The 16245-nt window shown below is 61.3% G+C and carries 10 protein-coding genes; 9 read left to right on the top strand and 1 reads right to left on the bottom strand.

The window, feature by feature from the left end; genetic code table 11:
• Positions 1-100: 100 nt before the first annotated feature.
• Both HBO24_RS00560 and basC read left to right on the top strand, forming a co-directional pair.
• Positions 101-4429: an amino acid adenylation domain-containing protein gene (locus tag HBO24_RS00560; RefSeq protein ID WP_233092041.1), complete on the top strand. Its 4329-nt coding sequence runs from the start codon at positions 101-103 to the stop codon at positions 4427-4429.
• An 84-nt stretch (positions 4430-4513) separates the two neighbouring features.
• Positions 4514-5830 carry a putative histamine N-monooxygenase gene (gene basC, locus HBO24_RS00565; protein WP_273505140.1) on the top strand — a complete coding sequence of 439 codons (1317 nt, stop codon included), beginning with the start codon at positions 4514-4516 and terminating at the stop codon, positions 5828-5830.
• 43 nt (positions 5831-5873) lie between these two features.
• On the opposite strand, the gene HBO24_RS00570 is transcribed toward basC, so the two are convergent.
• On the bottom strand, positions 5874-8030 hold the full coding sequence (locus HBO24_RS00570; RefSeq protein WP_115128188.1) for a condensation domain-containing protein: 2157 nt from the start codon (positions 8028-8030) through the stop codon (positions 5874-5876).
• Between the two features lie 228 nt (positions 8031-8258).
• Between HBO24_RS00570 and HBO24_RS00575 the strand changes: the two genes are divergently transcribed.
• From HBO24_RS00575 to HBO24_RS00605, 7 genes are all read left to right on the top strand, one after another.
• Positions 8259-8786 carry a sigma-70 family RNA polymerase sigma factor gene (locus HBO24_RS00575; protein WP_170059115.1) on the top strand — a complete coding sequence of 176 codons (528 nt, stop codon included), beginning with the start codon at positions 8259-8261 and terminating at the stop codon, positions 8784-8786.
• Positions 8787-8913: 127 nt separating this feature from the next.
• A complete protein-coding gene (locus HBO24_RS00580) occupies positions 8914-10707 on the top strand; it encodes an ABC transporter ATP-binding protein (RefSeq protein WP_115128190.1) in 1794 nt (597 codons plus the stop codon).
• Positions 10701-12470, top strand: coding sequence for an ABC transporter ATP-binding protein (locus tag HBO24_RS00585; protein WP_170059116.1), 1770 nt, complete (start codon positions 10701-10703; stop codon positions 12468-12470). Before HBO24_RS00580 ends, HBO24_RS00585 begins: the two co-directional genes overlap by 7 nt.
• Positions 12467-13411, top strand: coding sequence for an iron chelate uptake ABC transporter family permease subunit (locus HBO24_RS00590; RefSeq protein ID WP_170059117.1), 945 nt, complete (start codon positions 12467-12469; stop codon positions 13409-13411). Before HBO24_RS00585 ends, HBO24_RS00590 begins: the two co-directional genes overlap by 4 nt.
• Positions 13408-14358: an iron chelate uptake ABC transporter family permease subunit gene (locus tag HBO24_RS00595; RefSeq protein WP_115128192.1), complete on the top strand. Its 951-nt coding sequence runs from the start codon at positions 13408-13410 to the stop codon at positions 14356-14358. The genes HBO24_RS00590 and HBO24_RS00595 overlap by 4 nt, the downstream gene beginning before the upstream one ends.
• Positions 14355-15137, top strand: coding sequence for an ATP-binding cassette domain-containing protein (locus HBO24_RS00600; protein ID WP_170059118.1), 783 nt, complete (start codon positions 14355-14357; stop codon positions 15135-15137). Before HBO24_RS00595 ends, HBO24_RS00600 begins: the two co-directional genes overlap by 4 nt.
• Complete coding sequence (locus HBO24_RS00605; protein WP_115128194.1) at positions 15134-16117, top strand: siderophore ABC transporter substrate-binding protein; 984 nt, start codon at positions 15134-15136, stop codon at positions 16115-16117. Before HBO24_RS00600 ends, HBO24_RS00605 begins: the two co-directional genes overlap by 4 nt.
• Positions 16118-16245 lie beyond the last annotated feature (128 nt).

Genomic DNA, 16245 nt, shown 5'->3' on the forward strand with positions numbered 1-16245 from the left:
AAAATTAAATGTTGAAATATAATCATTATCGTTTCTAATAGGGACGCTAATCATTTAGATTTGTCAATCATATGAGTGAGCCATGAGAGAGTTAACTTCAATGCAAGCCGCCTGTTGGATCGGGCGCACTGCTCATGCGTCTTTAGGGAGAGTTTCGGCTCATCTGTATGCCGAGTTCGATGGCCTCGCCATTGATCTTGAGCGGCTGCGCAAAGCACTTGAACGGGTCTGCCTGCTGCACCCAATGCTGCGGGTTAGAGTGAATGCCGAAGGACTGCAATCCATTGCCGCGCCAGACGCGTCACCGCCGCTTGAGGTCGAAGACCTGCGTGCGCTGACCGAGCAGGAAGTGACGCAGCATCTGCTATCCAAGCGTGAACAATGGACCCACCAGCAGTTGGATCTGAGCCAGGAGGGCGGGGCCCGATTTTCCGTAAGCCTGTTGGCAGACGATGCGTTCCGCCTGCATGTCGATACCGACATGATCGCCATCGCCCCATCGAGTTTCCGCACGCTGCTAGAGGACCTCGCACAGTTCTACGAGGACCCCGAAGGCGCCGCGCTGCCTACGCCGTCCTTCTTCGATTGGTACGACAAGGCGCGCACCGACCCATCACTGAAAATAGCCCGCGAGCGCGACCGTCTCTGGTGGCGTGCTCGGCTGGCGGATGTCGCCCCCGCGCCGACGTTGCCGTTTCTCGACGTGCAGCCGGATCAGGCGCGAAGTCATCGTCTCAGTACTTGGCTCGGCGCCGACGAGCGTCACGCGCTGCAGCAGATAGCCCGCGAGCGCAGAATCACTCTGTCCACCTTAATGATGGGGCTGTTTGCAACGACCCTTGGGACGCACACCGGCGACCGCGTCTTTCGCCTCAACGTCCCGACGTTCTGGCGCCCGCCGCTGGTTGATGATGTGGAGCGTGTGATCGGCGATTTTGCCAACGTGCTGATACTCGACGTGGATATCGCGGCCGCCCGCAGCCCGGCCATGCTGTGTACGCAACTGGCGGGCAAGATGGTCGAACTGCTCGAACATTGCGCCTATCCAGGGGTGAACCTGATGCGCGACCTGTCTCGCCACCATGGCACGCCGCAACTGGCACCGGTGGTATTTACGGCGGCGCTGGACATGCCCGGTGGCGATCTTCTTTCAGCGCGCGTGCGGCGTGTGTTCGGGCCCATGAACTGGGTTATTTCCCAGGGGCCGCAAGTGGCACTTGATGCGCAGATCGCCTGCGCTGACGGCGGCATTCTGATCAATTGGGACATCCGTCTGGATGCGCTGCCGCAGGCATGGGTGTCGGACCTGTTCGACCGTTTCGTGGCAATCGTGCGCGAGGTTGCGGTATGCGCCTCGGTGCTGGATCAACCCTTGCGTCAGGCGGTTGTCGAACAGCCATTGACCTCGCTTCAGCAAGCTTATCTGCTGGGACGCAGCGCACAGATGCCGCTCGGTGGCGTGGCCATGCAAGAGTTTCGCGAGTACCGCGGCGCCATGGACCCTGCGCTGCTGCGCGGTCGTTTGGCCGAGAGGGTGCAGCGTCACCCTAGCCTGCGGACACGCATCGATGCGCAGAAGCTCGTGCAGCGTGTCAGTGAGGTAGGGGAGTTGAACCTGGATGAAGTCGATCTCACCGACAGGTCGCCGGAAGATGCGCTGGAGCACATTGCAGCATTGCGCGAGGCATATGCGCACGGGCTGTTCGAGCTCGACCGTTCGCCCTGGAACGTCACGCTGTTCAAGCTGCCGCAAGACCAGCTGCACGTCTTTGTACGCCTGGATGCGTTGATCCTCGATGGGCGCTCAATCGCCAGGCTGATGGTCGAGCTGTTCGACGGTGCAACAGACGAAGAGCCCATCGCAGAGAGTGCGTCCGAGCAGCAAGACCTCACCGACCAACGCAAGGCGGATGCCGTTTACTGGAAAGCCAAACTCGCCGCCGTCAGCGGTGCGCCACGCTTGCCATGGACTACACCGCTGGACAAGGTGGGTACTTCGCGTTATGAGCGACAGAGCCAGCTGGTGCCAAAGCCAGCGTTCAGTGCGTTGTGCAAACTGGGTGCGCGGCAGCGACTGTTCAAGAACTCCACCCTGATGGCGCTGGTGCTGGAAGTGCTGTCCCACTGGGTCGATGAGGGCGACTTGTGTGTCGCGGTACCTGTTGCGCCGCAAACCACAGGTGCATTCGCCAACCGTTCAAGCTTTATCGCGATCAATTGGCGCGCCGAGCCAGGCGGTTTTGCGCAGCGGGCGACCCAGTTGCAAGTGGACGTGCTGGAAGGGCTGCAGCATCTGGCATTTTCCGGTGTGGACCTGGCGCGATTGCTGTTTGAATCCCATGGCCCGGGTCCCGTGCTGCCGGTGGTGATCACCAACGGGTTTTCCTGGCCGGCCACGTCGCTGGACAGCCCCATGAGCCTGTGTGGCGGGCTGACTCAAACGCCTCAAGTGGCGATGGATATCCGCTTCTCGGCTAATGCCGACGGGGCTTTGGTGTTCGACATCGATTACGCACGGGAGGTGATGGACGCTGCGATGGTCAGCGATATCTTGAGTGCGCTCGAAAAGGCCATCAGCCTTGTCACTGCAAGCGCAGTGTTCGCTCTGGATACCTCGACGATTATCGACAGCCGCCACTACCGGTTGAACAGCCCGGTCAGTGATGCGTCGCGAACGGGTTTTCTCGAACGAATCGCGAGCCACATCTTTGATCCCGCAAACACCCGAACCGCCCTCATCGCCGGGGACCAGCACCTCACGTACGCCGAACTCGGCGACGCTGTCGGCAGAGTCATTGCGGCCTTGAAAATGCGCGGACTGTCTCGCGGCCAGGTGGTCGCGATCTGCTTGTCGCGCAGCCCGCAACACACGATAGTGACCCTGGCCTGCGCCTTGACCGGCCTGATCTGGGTGCCGATTGATGCCTCGGCACCTGGCGAGCGACGGCAGTACCTCTTGGAAAACTGTCAACCCGACCTGGTGGTGATTGCGCAAGGCGAGCCGGTCGCGCATCCCTTCGCCACACCGGACGAACTGCTGGCGGGGCCGGCAGTGCCCGCGCCCGCGCTGGATGACCTGTCGTTGAGCGAAGCACCGGCGTATTACCTCTATACCTCGGGCACCACCGGCAAGCCCAAGTGCGTGGTGCTGAGCAACCGCGCCACGGCCAACGTGATCGGCAGCACCCTCGAACACTGGGCCGTGACCGAGCGTGATGTGTTTATGTCCGTGACGCCGCTGCACCATGACATGTCGGTGTTCGACGTGTTGGGCTGCCTGACGGCAGGGGCGACACTGGTGCTTCCGGAGCCCGGCGAAGACAAGGACGCCGTGCGCTGGAACCAGTTGATCGCCCGGCATCAGGTGACACTGTGGTGCTCGGTGCCGGCGATCCTGGAGATGCTCCTGTCTTGCCGTGCGACTCATGATTTGAAGAGCCTGCGCCTGATTGCCCAGGGCGGTGACTACATCAAGCCCGGCGTGATTGCCGAGTTGCGCGAGTTGCTGCCGTCTGCACGTCTGATTTCCCTGGGCGGGCCGACGGAAACCACGATCTGGAGCATCTGGCACGACATCTCGGCTCACGACCGTGCGCTGATCCCTTATGGCAGGCCGTTGCCCGGTAACCGCTACTTCGTTCTCGACCCTCAGGGCGCGCATTGCCCCGCGGGCGTGGTGGGCCGAATCCACACCGCCGGCGTCAACCTCGCGCTGGGCTACCTGGAAAACGGCGCGCTGGCCCAGAGCGAGTTCGTGACAGTGCTCGATGAGTGCGGTCAGCCCGTTCGTACCTTTCGCACCGGCGACTGCGGGCGCTACCGCCGCGACGGCACCCTGATCTTCGACAGCCGCGTCAATGGCTATGTGAAAGTGCGCGGTGTGCGCGTATCGCTGCCGGATATCGAGATCGAGCTGATCAATCACCCCGGGGTCCGACACGTGCTGGTGGTCGATGTTGGCGAGCAGCGCCAGGGCGAGGTCGGCATTGGTGCGCTGTATGTCGCACATCCGGACGCTGCCGAGCTGACGACCGCCGCGTTGCGTAAATATGCCCGTCAGCATCTGCCGCAGTCCCACGTACCGAGGCGGTTCCTGAGGGTGGATGCGTTGCCGCTGTCGCAAAACGGCAAGCCGGATCGCCAGCGGGCGCGCAACCTGCTCAGCGCAACAACTAATGACGCCGCCGAACCTAGCGCGACCCCGCGCAACAAGGTGCTGGATATTTACCTGAGCGTGCTGGGCCGGCCGCTGGAAGACGGCGCCAATGACGGGGTGGACTTCATCAGCCTGGGCTTGCGTCCCCAGCATCTGAAGGCTATTTCGGCGCGGGTGCGCGAAGACTTTTCGGTCGCACTGTCACCCGGGCAACTCTTGCGTTGCCGCAATGCACAAGACGTTGAACGCCTGCTCATGGCCGAGGGCGCCTGAGCCGGTAGCGGATTTGATATGAGCGCAGTGGGCGTCTGAACGCCGTGCCACTGCCAACCAGTACCTATGGAGATGGATGGGATGATGGATACACCACATGTTGATATTGCCGGAGTCGGCATCGGGCCCTTCAATCTGGGGCTGGCCGCGTTACTGTCCAGACATCCTGGCGTGACAAGTATTTTCCTCGATCGCAAAGCAGAGTTTCGCTGGCACGAAGGGCTTCTGTTACCCGGTACCACGCTGCAGGTCCCGTTTCTGGCGGATCTGGTGACGATGGCCGACCCCACGCACCCACTGAGTTATTTGAACTACCTGCATCAGCACGATCGCCTCTACCCGTTTTATTACTACGAAAACTTCCAGGTGCCTCGCCGCGAATATGACCATTACTGCCGCTGGGCGTCGCAGCAACTGCCGGACTGCCACTTCGGTGAAGACATCTGCGAGGTGAGCTATGACGCCAGCCTCGACCGGTTCCTCATCGAGAGCCAGTCGGTGTCGGGCTTCAAACGTCATTACTACAGCCGCGACCTGGCCATTGGCATAGGCACCGTACCGTTGTTGCCGAAGTGGGCGCAGGTGAAGAGCACGGCGCCGGTGATGCATTCGGCGGAATTCGGTAAACGGCAGGCGCAACTGGCGCAGTGTCAGCGGGTCACAGTGATCGGGTCCGGCCAGAGTGCGGCGGAGTGCGTGCTGGCGCTTTTCAACGAACTGACCCCGGAACGCATCGCGGCGGGCGCTTCGATTCGCTGGGTCACCCGTTCGCCGGGCTTTCACCCCATGGAGTATTCAAAGCTTGGTCAGGAGTGCTTTACGCCGTCCTATATGGAGTACTTCCACAGCATTCCCCGCGAGCGCCGCCGAGACATCGTGGCGGGGCAGGGCTTGCTGTACAAGGGCATCAGTTTCTCGACCATCGCCGACATCTACGACCTGATCTACGAGCGTTCGATTGGCGGTAGTGACCCGGGCCTGACGCTGCTTTCCAATTGCGAGGTGGAGACCGTGGAGGATGTCGACGGCACGCTGCGCATTGCCTACCGGCACCGCGAACTGGACCAGGTCAGCACCTTCGAAGCCGATGCGATTGTGGCGGCCACGGGGTACGGGCATGTCTGGCCGCAGTGGTTTGAACGGCTGAAGGGCAGTGTGCTGCAAACCGATGAGTACGGTGACTGCATCGTCGACGAGGATTTTACGGCGCGTCGCTGCGATGCAGGCGCGGGTCGCATTTTTGTGCAGAACGCGGAAATCTTCCAGCATGGCGTGGGTTCACCGGACCTGGGGATTTCTGCCATTCGCAATGCGACGATTGCCAACCAGTTGCTGGGCCAGCCGCACTACCGCTTGCCCAAGCGCTCATCGTTCCAGCGTTACGGGATGCATGAAGGGTAGAAGTTGAAATGCCGGGTCTTGTTTACAAGACCCGGCTGGAGGGTTATACGCGGATGTGATCGACCACGACGCCGGCGGCATCGGGTGTGGTGAACAGCGTGAACACCTGATCAATCGTCGCGCTCAGGCGCGCCATCTGTTCGGCGCTGTAGCGGTCTGACAGGTAAGTAGTCACCAGGCGCAACGAGCGTTTGCCATCAATCATGTTTTCCATGATCTCGAACTGAATCCCGAACATCGACTGGCTCTTGTCCGGGTCAATCTGGCGGTAGCGGATCGTCCTGGCGTCGGGGGTTTGCAGGGCACCGTTCAAGGCATTGTTGGCGTGGATCTGGATGTACACGTCAAACAGCAGGCCGTCGGCGGGCGTCATGCCCAGGGCCTGTTGAATCAGTTCCAGGGGCACGTCGGCATAGGCCATGGAGTCGTTGATCAGGTGGGTGACGTTTTCAACCAGGGCGCCAATGGCTTGTTGGGGATCGAACTGCACCCGATGTGCGACCATCGTGGTGAAGTAGCCCACCGTTTCGTAGAAGCCGGGGTCGGTCCGGCCGGAGGCCGAGGTGCCGATCACCAGCTCTTTCAAGTCACCCAGCTTGTGCAGGGACAACGCAATGGCGGTATAGACCACACCGAACAAAGACGAATTGTTCTGCCTGGCGAAGGTGTAGAGGTTGTCGGTGAGCGCCTGGTCCGGCTTGATCTCAAACCACTGGGCTTTCGACGACACCGTAATGGGCGCGCTCGCCTGGGAGCCAGGGGAGGGCAGTGTCAAGCCACGGGTGGCATCGCGCAACATACCCGTCCAATAGTCGAGATGGTGTTGATTGATGCCGGTGGCCTGCTCGCGCCATGCAAACTCATGGAATGAGCGTGCGGGTGTTGCCCAGGTGGGTGTCTTGTCGGCGGCGCGGGCGAGGTAGGCCTGTGCCAGCTCTTCCATCATGACATTGAGTGACCACTCATCAATGGCCATGTGATGTACCAGCAGTGACAGGGTCTGGCGCTGGCGTTCTACGTCGTAAATAAAGCGAACCCTCAGGGGCAGTTCGCGGGACAGGTCGAATTGATAAGTGGCCTCGCTTTCCAGCGTCGCCCGCAGGCTTTCATGACTGGACCAGAACCACTTGTAGTCCGACAGTTGTGCGATAGGCACGATCTGCTGGTAAGCCTCATCGCCCTCAAAGTGGAAGGTGGTACGCAGGCTCGCGTGGCGCTTGAGCAGGTCGCTGAAGGCCTGCTCGAACAGCGCCTCGTCCACATCGTCGAGAAAGTCCAGGGCAAACGGCAGGTTGAAAATCGTCCCGAACTCATAGGCCGCATAGGCTCGGCCGAGGGACGCCTGGGCGAGGGCGAACGGTGCTTTTTGCACATCTTGCGGCACGTTCCCGGCAGTCGTCACCCCAGCGTTCTGCGCGATGACGTTGGCCCGTGAGGCCAGGGCCGCTGCAGACGGAGCACTGAAGAAGTCATTGAACTGGACTTCAATGCCGTGGTTGCTCAACAGCTTGCCGATGATGCGGGTCGCCAGCAGGGAATGGCCGCCGAAATCAAAAAAATCGTCCGTCAGTTGCATGTCGGGCTCGGCCAGTGCGCCACGGAATTCGCCAAGAATAATGGCCTCGACGTCATGGTTGACAGTCGTTGGCAGGGCGCTGACGGTAGGTGCACCGATAGTGCCATCCGCTTGGTGCTGCAACCACGGTGTGTCGCTGGCCGAGTACCCGACATAGGCGTTCAGCACCCCTCGATACAGATCGATGACCTGGCAAGTCTGGTCGAGGATCTGGTGCACCACGAACGCCAGGATCACGTGCTGCCCGGTTTGAATAATCAGCACCTTGAGCGGTGGCTGGGTCTGCGCATTCCAGGGCGCCGCCTGCTGCGCGAGCAATTGCCCGGTGGCGTCGGCCTCGGAGTGTGAGCCAATGAGCTCAACGCAGGCTTGCCAGTCAATGGCGTGAACTTTGTCCACTTCACCGTCGTCGTTGAACTGATAGCGCGCGTTCAGATCAGGCAAGTGTTCGATAACAGTCTTGATCGCCAGCTCAAGCTTTGGAACATCGATGTCCGCGTCGAGCTGCCAGGCGCTGAAGTGTTTGAGAATGCGTTCGGGATATTGCTGCTGCAAGAGCCAGATATGCTCTTCGTAACGTGTGGCAGATAGTTTCGAAAACGTATCTGGATTGGATTCCATCATGGAAATTTCCCGCCTTATCAAACTGAACAGTCAGAAGTAGAGATGGCACCGAGTGCCGACAGACCCATCCGGAGTCTGGGGTAACGCCCGGGATTCCGGGCACAAGAAGAGGCGCAGGCACGTTGCATTGCAGGGGCTCTATGAACGCCGTATGATTCAAATAATAATCATACCTATTCGCATTAGTCAAAAGCTGATCGCGAATATCAGCGTCTCAGGAGAGGTGAAGTGGACAACGGAGCGTTCGCGTTTAAGCAGCAATTTGAAAGGCTGTATATCGACCATCACAGTTGGCTGTGCAGCCTGTTGCGGCGCAAGCTGGGCAACCCGGTCGATGCTGCGGACCTCGCCCAAGACGTCTATCTCAACCTCATCAAAAAAGGCTGCGTGCCCTCGATCGAAGACTCGCGCTGTCACTTGACCCAAATCGCAAAGGGCATGGTGATCGACCTCTACCGCCGCCGTCGCCTTGAAGCGTGCCACCTCGAAAGGCTCAAGCTGCAGGCAGAGCCGTTGGCGCCTTCTGAAGAAGTCCGCGCCCTGGCCACGGAAACCCTAACCCAGATCGATCGCGCGCTGCACCGCAAACCCGTCAAGACCCGCCAGGCACTGCTGCTGTGCAAGCTGCATGGCATGGGCCATCGCGACATCGCCACCGAGTTGAAGGTGTCGGTGTCTTCCGTCGAAAAGTACATCGCCAGTGGTCTGCGGGCCTGCTCTCCGTTTCTTTCCGGGGCGTGCCCCCTCACCGATTAATGAACGTTTCGCTTGAGGATTTTGCGCTGCTGTCCGGAATACAAGGTACGCAGTGCGTAAAGCCTTCGAGCGCAAAGGAAGTCAGGCATGCCCTCAGGTTGCCTGCAGTGGTTATTCAGGAGAGCTCATGAGTGTTAACGAACCATCCGCAGCCAACGGCTCGGTGTCCCAGGTCCTCAATCCCATACGCGGACGACTGATCGTTGCGGGCCTGCTGGCCGCCATCGGCACCATGCTGACGATGGTGCCCCTGGCCGGCATCGCGCACATTGCCCAGTTCGCGATGGGCCAGGCAGAACTGGCCACGGCCTGGGCGCAGATGCAGGGCCCCGTCTGGCGCGTGGTGATCATCAGCCTGGGGTGTCTGTTCCTGGGGCTGACGCTGATCTCGATGGGCGAAATGGTTGCGCACCTGGCCGACAATCACATCACCGGGCGTTTGCGCCTGGCGATTACCCGCCGGTTGGCCAAGGTACCACTGGGCTGGTTTACCAGCCGGGCATCGGGCGAGGTCAAGCAGGCGATGCAGGATGACATCGGTACGCTGCACAGCCTGACGGCACATTTCTACACCACCCTGGGCCGCACCCTCGGCGCGATTCTCATCTCGATGATTTACCTGTTTGCCATGAACTGGCGCATGGCGATTGTCTCGCTGCTGCCGTTCCCGCTGTTTTTCCTGTTTTTCTCCAGGGCCACCAAAGCCAGCGGGGCGAACATGCAGTCGTTTGGCGCCGGCATGGCGCGTATCAACAATGCGGTGGTCGAGTTCGTCAACGGCATCCCCGTGGTCAAGGCCTTTGGCGTCGAGGGCAAGGCCCACGGCAGTTACCGTGAAGCGGTGGATGGGTTTGCCGACGCGTTCACCGACTTCACCCGGCCCCTGGTCAGCGCAATGGCCAACGCCCACGCGATGATCGCCCCGGTGGCGGTGCTCGGTGTGGTGTTGGCCTTTGGCACGTTGTTCGTGAGCCTGGGCTGGATCACGCCAGTGGAGGTGTTGCCCTTCGCCTTGGTGGCGCCGGGCATTTGTGCGCCGCTGTTGCTGCTGAGCTACATCACCCACGACTTGAACAACGCCACCGGCGCCGCCCAGCGCGTACACAAGTTACTGCAAACCCCGGTGCTGCAAACCCTGGCGGGCGAGGCAACAACGTTACCTGAACGGGTTGAAATACGCGTCGAACACGTCGGCTACAGCTACGACGCAGAGCACCCGGTACTCAGCGACGTCAGCTTCACGCTCAAGCCCGGCACTGTCACGGCGATTGTCGGCGCGTCCGGCTCCGGCAAGTCGACCCTGGCGCGCCTGCTGTTGCGGTTCTTCGATCCGAGCGAGGGACGTATCACCCTGGGGGGCGTCGACCTGCGGCAGATCGAGAGCGCGCAGTTGTATCGGCGCATCGGCTTTGTGCTGCAGGAAGTACGCCTTATCCATGCCAGTCTGCGCGACAACATCGCCCTGGGCCGTCCTTCGGCCAGCCAGCAGGAAATCGAAGACGCCGCGCGCACCGCCAACATTCACGAACGCATCCTTGCGTTGCCACGGGGCTACGACTCGGTGATCGGCGAGGACGTGCAGCTCTCCGGTGGCGAGCTGCAGCGCGTGAGCATTGCCCGTGCAGTGTTGCTCGACCCGCCCGTGCTGGTGCTCGACGAAGCCACGGCGGCAGCCGATGCCGAAAACGAGGTGAAGCTGCAGCAAGCGCTGTCGCGATTCGCCCAGGGCCGCACCTTGATGGTGATCGCTCACCGTCTCGATACGGTGATGCATGCCGATCAGATCATCCTGATCGACAACGGCACGATCTGCGAGCAGGGCCGTCATCACGAACTGCTCGCGCGCAACGGCCGATACGCCCGACTGTGGGCGCTGGGCGGCTATGAACAAGGCTCTGAACAGGCGGTATCGTCATGCTGAACACCTTTATTCAACTGCTGGGCGAAGAGGCCCCGGTACTGCGCCGCTACCTGTGGATGACGCTGGTCTATGGCCTGCTTTGCGGGCTGACGATAGTCACCCTGGTGCCGGTACTCACCCACCTGTTGGGTAGCGAGCTGCGTTCGGCGGCGCAATGGCTGGTGGTGCTGGTGATCGGCGTGGCGCTGTGCTGGGCGCTGCGGCGCACGGTGGAGAAGGCCGGTATCCGGGTCGGCATCGCCGTCCTGCAAGGTGGCCGTCATCGGCTCGGCGACCATGTGGCGCGCCTGCCGGTAGGCTGGTTCAGCGCGCAAAACACCGCGCGGCTGAGTCATGTGGCGTCCCAGGGCATGATGGAAATGGCCCGGTTGCCCGCCCACGTGTTCACCCCTCTGATCACCGGCGTGGTCACGCCGCTGGTGATCCTTGTCGCGCTGTTTGCATTGAATGTGCAGATGGGGCTGATCGCGCTGGTGACGCTGCCGATCCTGTTTGGTGTCTTCGTGCTTACCGCTCACCTGGGCCAGCGTGCCGATCAAAGCTTCCAGCACAATGCGGCCCTCACCAGCCAGCGCATGGTCGAGTTCGCCCAGGCGCAATCGGTGCTGCGCGCTTTCAACGGCGAGGACGGCGGCACTCAGTTTCTGGAACAGGCCATCGCACGCCAGCAGCAGTCGGCCAAGCGCCTGATTCATGTCTCGGCGATGTCCGTGGTGTTCAATGCCTGGGCGGTGCAGGCCGGTTTCGCCGCCTTGCTGGTCGCCGCCACGCTGTCGCTGGGCGAGCAGGTGGGCGCCAACCTGCAAGCGGGTTCGGTGATTGCCGTGATCGTGTCGTTGCTGCTGGTCAGCCGCTTCATTGATCCGCTGCTCGAAGTCGCCGGTTACAGCGAAGTGCTACGGGGTGCGCGTGGCCAATTGGAGGCGGTGCGCGGGATCTTTGCGGTCCAGCCACTGCCACAGCCAGCGGCGCCGCAAGCGCCGGTGGATGGCTCGGTCGAACTGCGCAACGTGAGCTTTCGTTACGCCGAGGATCAGCCTGAGGTTCTGCGCGATATTAGCCTGCGTATCGAACCGGGCAGCATGACCGCGCTGGTGGGTGCCTCAGGTTCCGGCAAGACCACCCTGGTGCGCCTGATTGCGCGGTTTTTCGACGTGACGCAGGGCAGCGTGATCCTGGGCGGTGTGGATGTTCGGCAGATGTCCAGTGAGCAACTGGCCGGCCAGATCAGTCAGATTTTCCAGGATGCCTACCTGTTCCAGGGCAGCATTGCCGACAATATCCGCATCGGCAAACCCGATGCCAACGATGCCCAGGTGCTGGAGGCGGCACGGCAGGCCGGTGTCATCGAGATCATCGAACGCTTGCCACAGGGCCTGGAGACAGCGGTGGGTGAGGGCGGCGCGCGGCTGTCCGGCGGAGAGCGCCAGCGAATTTCCATCGCCCGTGCGCTGATCAAGGACGCGCCGATTCTGTTGGTCGACGAAGCCACCGCGGCCCTCGATGCCGAAAACCAGGCCGCCATTGCCGATGCGTTGGCACGTCTGCGTGGCACCCGCACGCTGATCGTGATTGCCCACCAACTGTCCACGGTAGCCATGGCCGACCAGATCGTGGTGCTCGACCAAGGCCGCATCAGCGAGCGCGGTGCCCACTCGGCACTGAGTACCGAGCCTGGGCTCTACGCGCATTTCCTCGCGCAACGCCGGGCCGCGAAAGGCTGGCGGATTGCCGGAGCGTTGGACAGTGAGGGCGGTTCTTGAGTCGTGCAGCTTTATTGCTACTGTTTGCCGCGCTGTGTTGCCTGTCGCTGATGGTGGGCGTCAAGCAGGTCTCGTGGACCGCGCTGCTGACCTTCTCCGATGATGCCTGGCTGACCCTCACGGCCAGCCGCTTGCCGCGTCTGGCGGCGTTGATCCTGACCGGCGTAGGGCTGGCCATCTGCGGCGTGATCCTGCAACAAATCGTGCGCAATCGCTTCGTCGAGCCCGCCACCTCCGGCGGCCTCGATGCGGCGAAGCTGGGCATTCTGATTTCGCTGACAGTGGCGCCTGCCACGGGGGCGGCCGGCAGGATGCTGTTTGCCCTGGCGTTCTGCTTCGGGGCGAGCCTGCTGTATGTCGCGATCATCCGCCGTATCAAGTTCAAGAACACCGTGATGGTGCCCGTCATCGGCCTGATGTACGGCAGCGTGTTGAGCGCCATCGCCGAGTTCTATGCCTACCGGCACAACATGCTGCAGGGCATGCAGGGCTGGATGCTCGGCGACTTCTCGAAGATCGTCCAGGGCAACTACGAAATCATCTACCTGATCCTGCCGATCGTGGTCCTCACCTACCTCTTCGCCCATCGCTTCACTGTGATGGGCATGGGCGAGGGCATGGCCAGCAGCCTCGGCTTGAACTACGCGGCCAACGCCGCGCTGGGGCTGATACTGGTGGCGGTCACCGTCTCCGCCACGGTAATCACCGTGGGCGCGATTCCCTTTGTGGGGCTGGTGATTCCCAACCTGGTGGCGCTGCATTATGGCGAGAACCTGGAGCGAACCTTGCCCATCGTTGCGGTGTGCGGCGCGTCGTTGCTATTGGCCTGCGACATCCTCGGCCGGCTGCTGATCCATCCCTGCGAAGTACCCATAGGCCTGACGGCGGGCAGTGTGGGCGGGGTGCTGTTCCTTGTATTGCTGATCAGGAAGTACACATGAACGCCATGGCAACCCGCTTCGGCGTCTGGCTGGTGGTCCTGGCCCTGGCGCTTGCATTCTTGTTGCTGGGCTCGGGGTTTGACTTCGCGTACGTCATTCCCAAGCGGCTCACTCGCTTGGCGGCGATGGGCATAACCGGGGTCTGCATTGCCTATTCCTCGGTGATTTTCCAGACCATCGCCGGCAACCGGATCCTCACCCCGGCGATCATGGGCTATGAAGCTATCTACCTGTTGTTCCAGGCCCTGCTGATCCTGTGGCTGGGCACCCAGAGCCTGGTGCTGCTGGGGCGTAACGGCAATGTGTTGCTGTCGGTGCTGTTGATGCTCGGCTATTCGTGGCAGATCCATCGCTGGCTGTTTCGCGACGGGCGCAACAACGTCTACCTGCTGCTTCTGTTGGGGCTGGTGCTGAGCATGGTGATGGCGACATTTACCCAATTTATCCAGCTGAAAATCAGCCCCGGCGAGTTCTCGATTTTCCAGGGCTTCAACTATGCCTCTTTCAACAAGGCGCAACCGGCGCAAGTGATCTACTCGGGCCTGTTGGTGGCGACGGTGTGCCTGATCGCCCAGCGCAGCCTGCCGACGCTCGACGTCCTGTCCCTGGGGCGTGACCAGGCGATCTCCCTGGGGGTCGACTATCAGCGCAGTGTGCGCCTGCAACTGGCGCTGATCGCGATTCTGGTGGCGGTGTCCACCAGCCTTGTCGGGCCGACCGCGTTCATGGGCGTGTTCGTCGCGAACATCACCTATGCGCTGGCGCGAACCGCCCGGCATCGGGTCACGCTGCCGATGAGCTGCGCCATCGCCATCGGCATCTTCATCGTCGCCCAGTACCTGGTCGAGCAGCTGTTCAACTACAACACCTCCGTCAGCATTCTCATCAACCTGGTGTGTGGCGGGTATTTTCTCGCGCTGATGGTTCGAACCCGAGGCGCACCATGATTTCCCTCAGTCACGTCTACAAGGCCTATGGCAACAAGCACGTCCTGAGTGACGTCAGCGTGCAGTTTCCCCAGGGGCAGGTCACCTCGCTGATAGGCCCCAACGGCGCCGGCAAAAGCACGCTGCTGATGCTGATCGCACGCCTGCTGGCGCCAACGCGCGGCGAACTGTTGATTGGCGGCCGCAATCTCCTTGAAGTGCCGATCCGCGACTACGCCAAGCGCGTGGCCACCTTGCGCCAATCGCCGGATTTCAACCTGCGCCTGACCGTCGAGGAACTGGTGGCTTTCGGACGTTTCCCCTACAGCCGTGGCGCGCTCACCGCTCAGGACCGCCAGGCTATTGATGACGCTATCGAGTTCCTGTCGTTGCAGCGGCTGCGCCTGGCTTACATCGACGAACTCAGCGGCGGGCAACGGCAGATGGCGTTTCTGGCGATGACCATCGCCCAGCAAACCGATTACCTGCTGCTGGACGAGCCGCTCAACAACCTCGACATGAAGCACGCCGTACAGATCATGCGCGCCCTGCGGCGCTTGTGTGACGAACAGGGGCGCACGGTGATTCTGGTGGTGCACGACATCAACTTCGCCGCCAACTATTCCGACCACATCGTGGCCATGAAAAACGGCGCGGTGCATTGCCGTGGCCCGTTCAGGCAAGTCGTCACCGAGGCGCGCCTGCGGGAGCTGTTCGACCTGGATTTCGAGATCCTGCACAGCGAGCAAGGGTTCATCTGCAATTACTTCAATCCAACACCGTCAAGGGAGCTGATATGAGTACCGGTAACGCAACAAGATGCTGTGGAGCACTGCTGGCAATCGCGATAGCGGCGGGGCTGCAAGGTTGTGACAAACCGGCAGCACAAGCCACGCCGGCTGCGACGGCCCAGGCGCATTACCAACCGATCAAGATCGAACACCCATTGGGTACGACGCTGATTAGCAAGCTGCCCGAGCGGGTGGTGGCCTTTGACATGAGTGAACTGGACACCCTCGACCAGTTGGGCGCGCCGGTGGTGGGTATTGCCAAGGATTACGTCGCCAGTTTCCTGGTCAAGTACCGCGACGACCCGAACATCATGGACGTCGGCACCACGATCCAGCCCAACCTCGAACGCCTGCATGCCCTCAAGCCCGACCTGATCCTGATCTCGCCGCTCCAGGCACAAAGCTACGCGGAGCTGAGCCAGATCGCGCCGACGGTCTATGACGACGTGGACCTGACCAACCAGCACGGCAATTTCATCACCACGGCCAAAAACCATTTGACCAGCCTGGGGCGCATCTTCGGCAAGGAAGAACTGGCTCGCCAAAAGGTTGCGCAAATGGACGCCAAGGTCGAGCAGACTCGCCGCGTCACCGAAGGGCGTCCGGAGAAAGCGTTGATCGTGCTGCATAACAATGGCGCGTTCACCTCCTATGGCGTGAAGTCGCGCTACGGTTTTGTGTTCGACACCCTGGGCGTGAAGCCGGCCAGCAGTGACATCGAGGCCGGTTTGCATGGCCAGCCGATTTCCAATGAATTCATCCAGCAGGCCGACCCCGACATCCTCTATGTGATCGACCGCACGGCGGTGATGGAACGCCGGCCGGCGCTGGACTTGAAGAGCCTGGATAACCCGCTGCTGCGCAAGACCAAGGCCTGGAGCAGTGGGCGTGTGATCTTTGTCGATGCCCAGACCTGGTACCTGTGTACCGCCAGCGTGACGTGCCTCGATCGCATGGCTGACGAGGTGGTCCAGGGCTACAAGGGCTAATCGCTGCGGCAAAAAAGGGCGGGTGCCGTTCAGGCATCCGCGTTCTTTGAAAAATATCCAAATGCTAATGATTGCTATTGAGGGTTTGACCTTCTGGTTCGGAGTACCTAGTGAATATCCACTAACTC

The organism is Pseudomonas sp. WS 5410, from assembly GCF_012985645.1.
Taxonomy (GTDB): Bacteria; Pseudomonadota; Gammaproteobacteria; order Pseudomonadales; family Pseudomonadaceae; genus Aquipseudomonas; species Aquipseudomonas shahriarae.

Coding starts and splice junctions, on each gene's coding strand:
- HBO24_RS00580 (WP_115128190.1), top strand. CDS start 8,914: ATGAGTGTTAACGAACCATCCGCAGCCAACGGCTCGGTGTCCCAGGTC.
- HBO24_RS00585 (WP_170059116.1), top strand. CDS start 10,701: ATGCTGAACACCTTTATTCAACTGCTGGGCGAAGAGGCCCCGGTACTG.
- HBO24_RS00570 (WP_115128188.1), bottom strand. CDS start 8,030: ATGATGGAATCCAATCCAGATACGTTTTCGAAACTATCTGCCACACGT.
- HBO24_RS00595 (WP_115128192.1), top strand. CDS start 13,408: ATGAACGCCATGGCAACCCGCTTCGGCGTCTGGCTGGTGGTCCTGGCC.
- HBO24_RS00605 (WP_115128194.1), top strand. CDS start 15,134: ATGAGTACCGGTAACGCAACAAGATGCTGTGGAGCACTGCTGGCAATC.
- basC (WP_273505140.1), top strand. CDS start 4,514: ATGGATACACCACATGTTGATATTGCCGGAGTCGGCATCGGGCCCTTC.
- HBO24_RS00560 (WP_233092041.1), top strand. CDS start 101: ATGCAAGCCGCCTGTTGGATCGGGCGCACTGCTCATGCGTCTTTAGGG.
- HBO24_RS00600 (WP_170059118.1), top strand. CDS start 14,355: ATGATTTCCCTCAGTCACGTCTACAAGGCCTATGGCAACAAGCACGTC.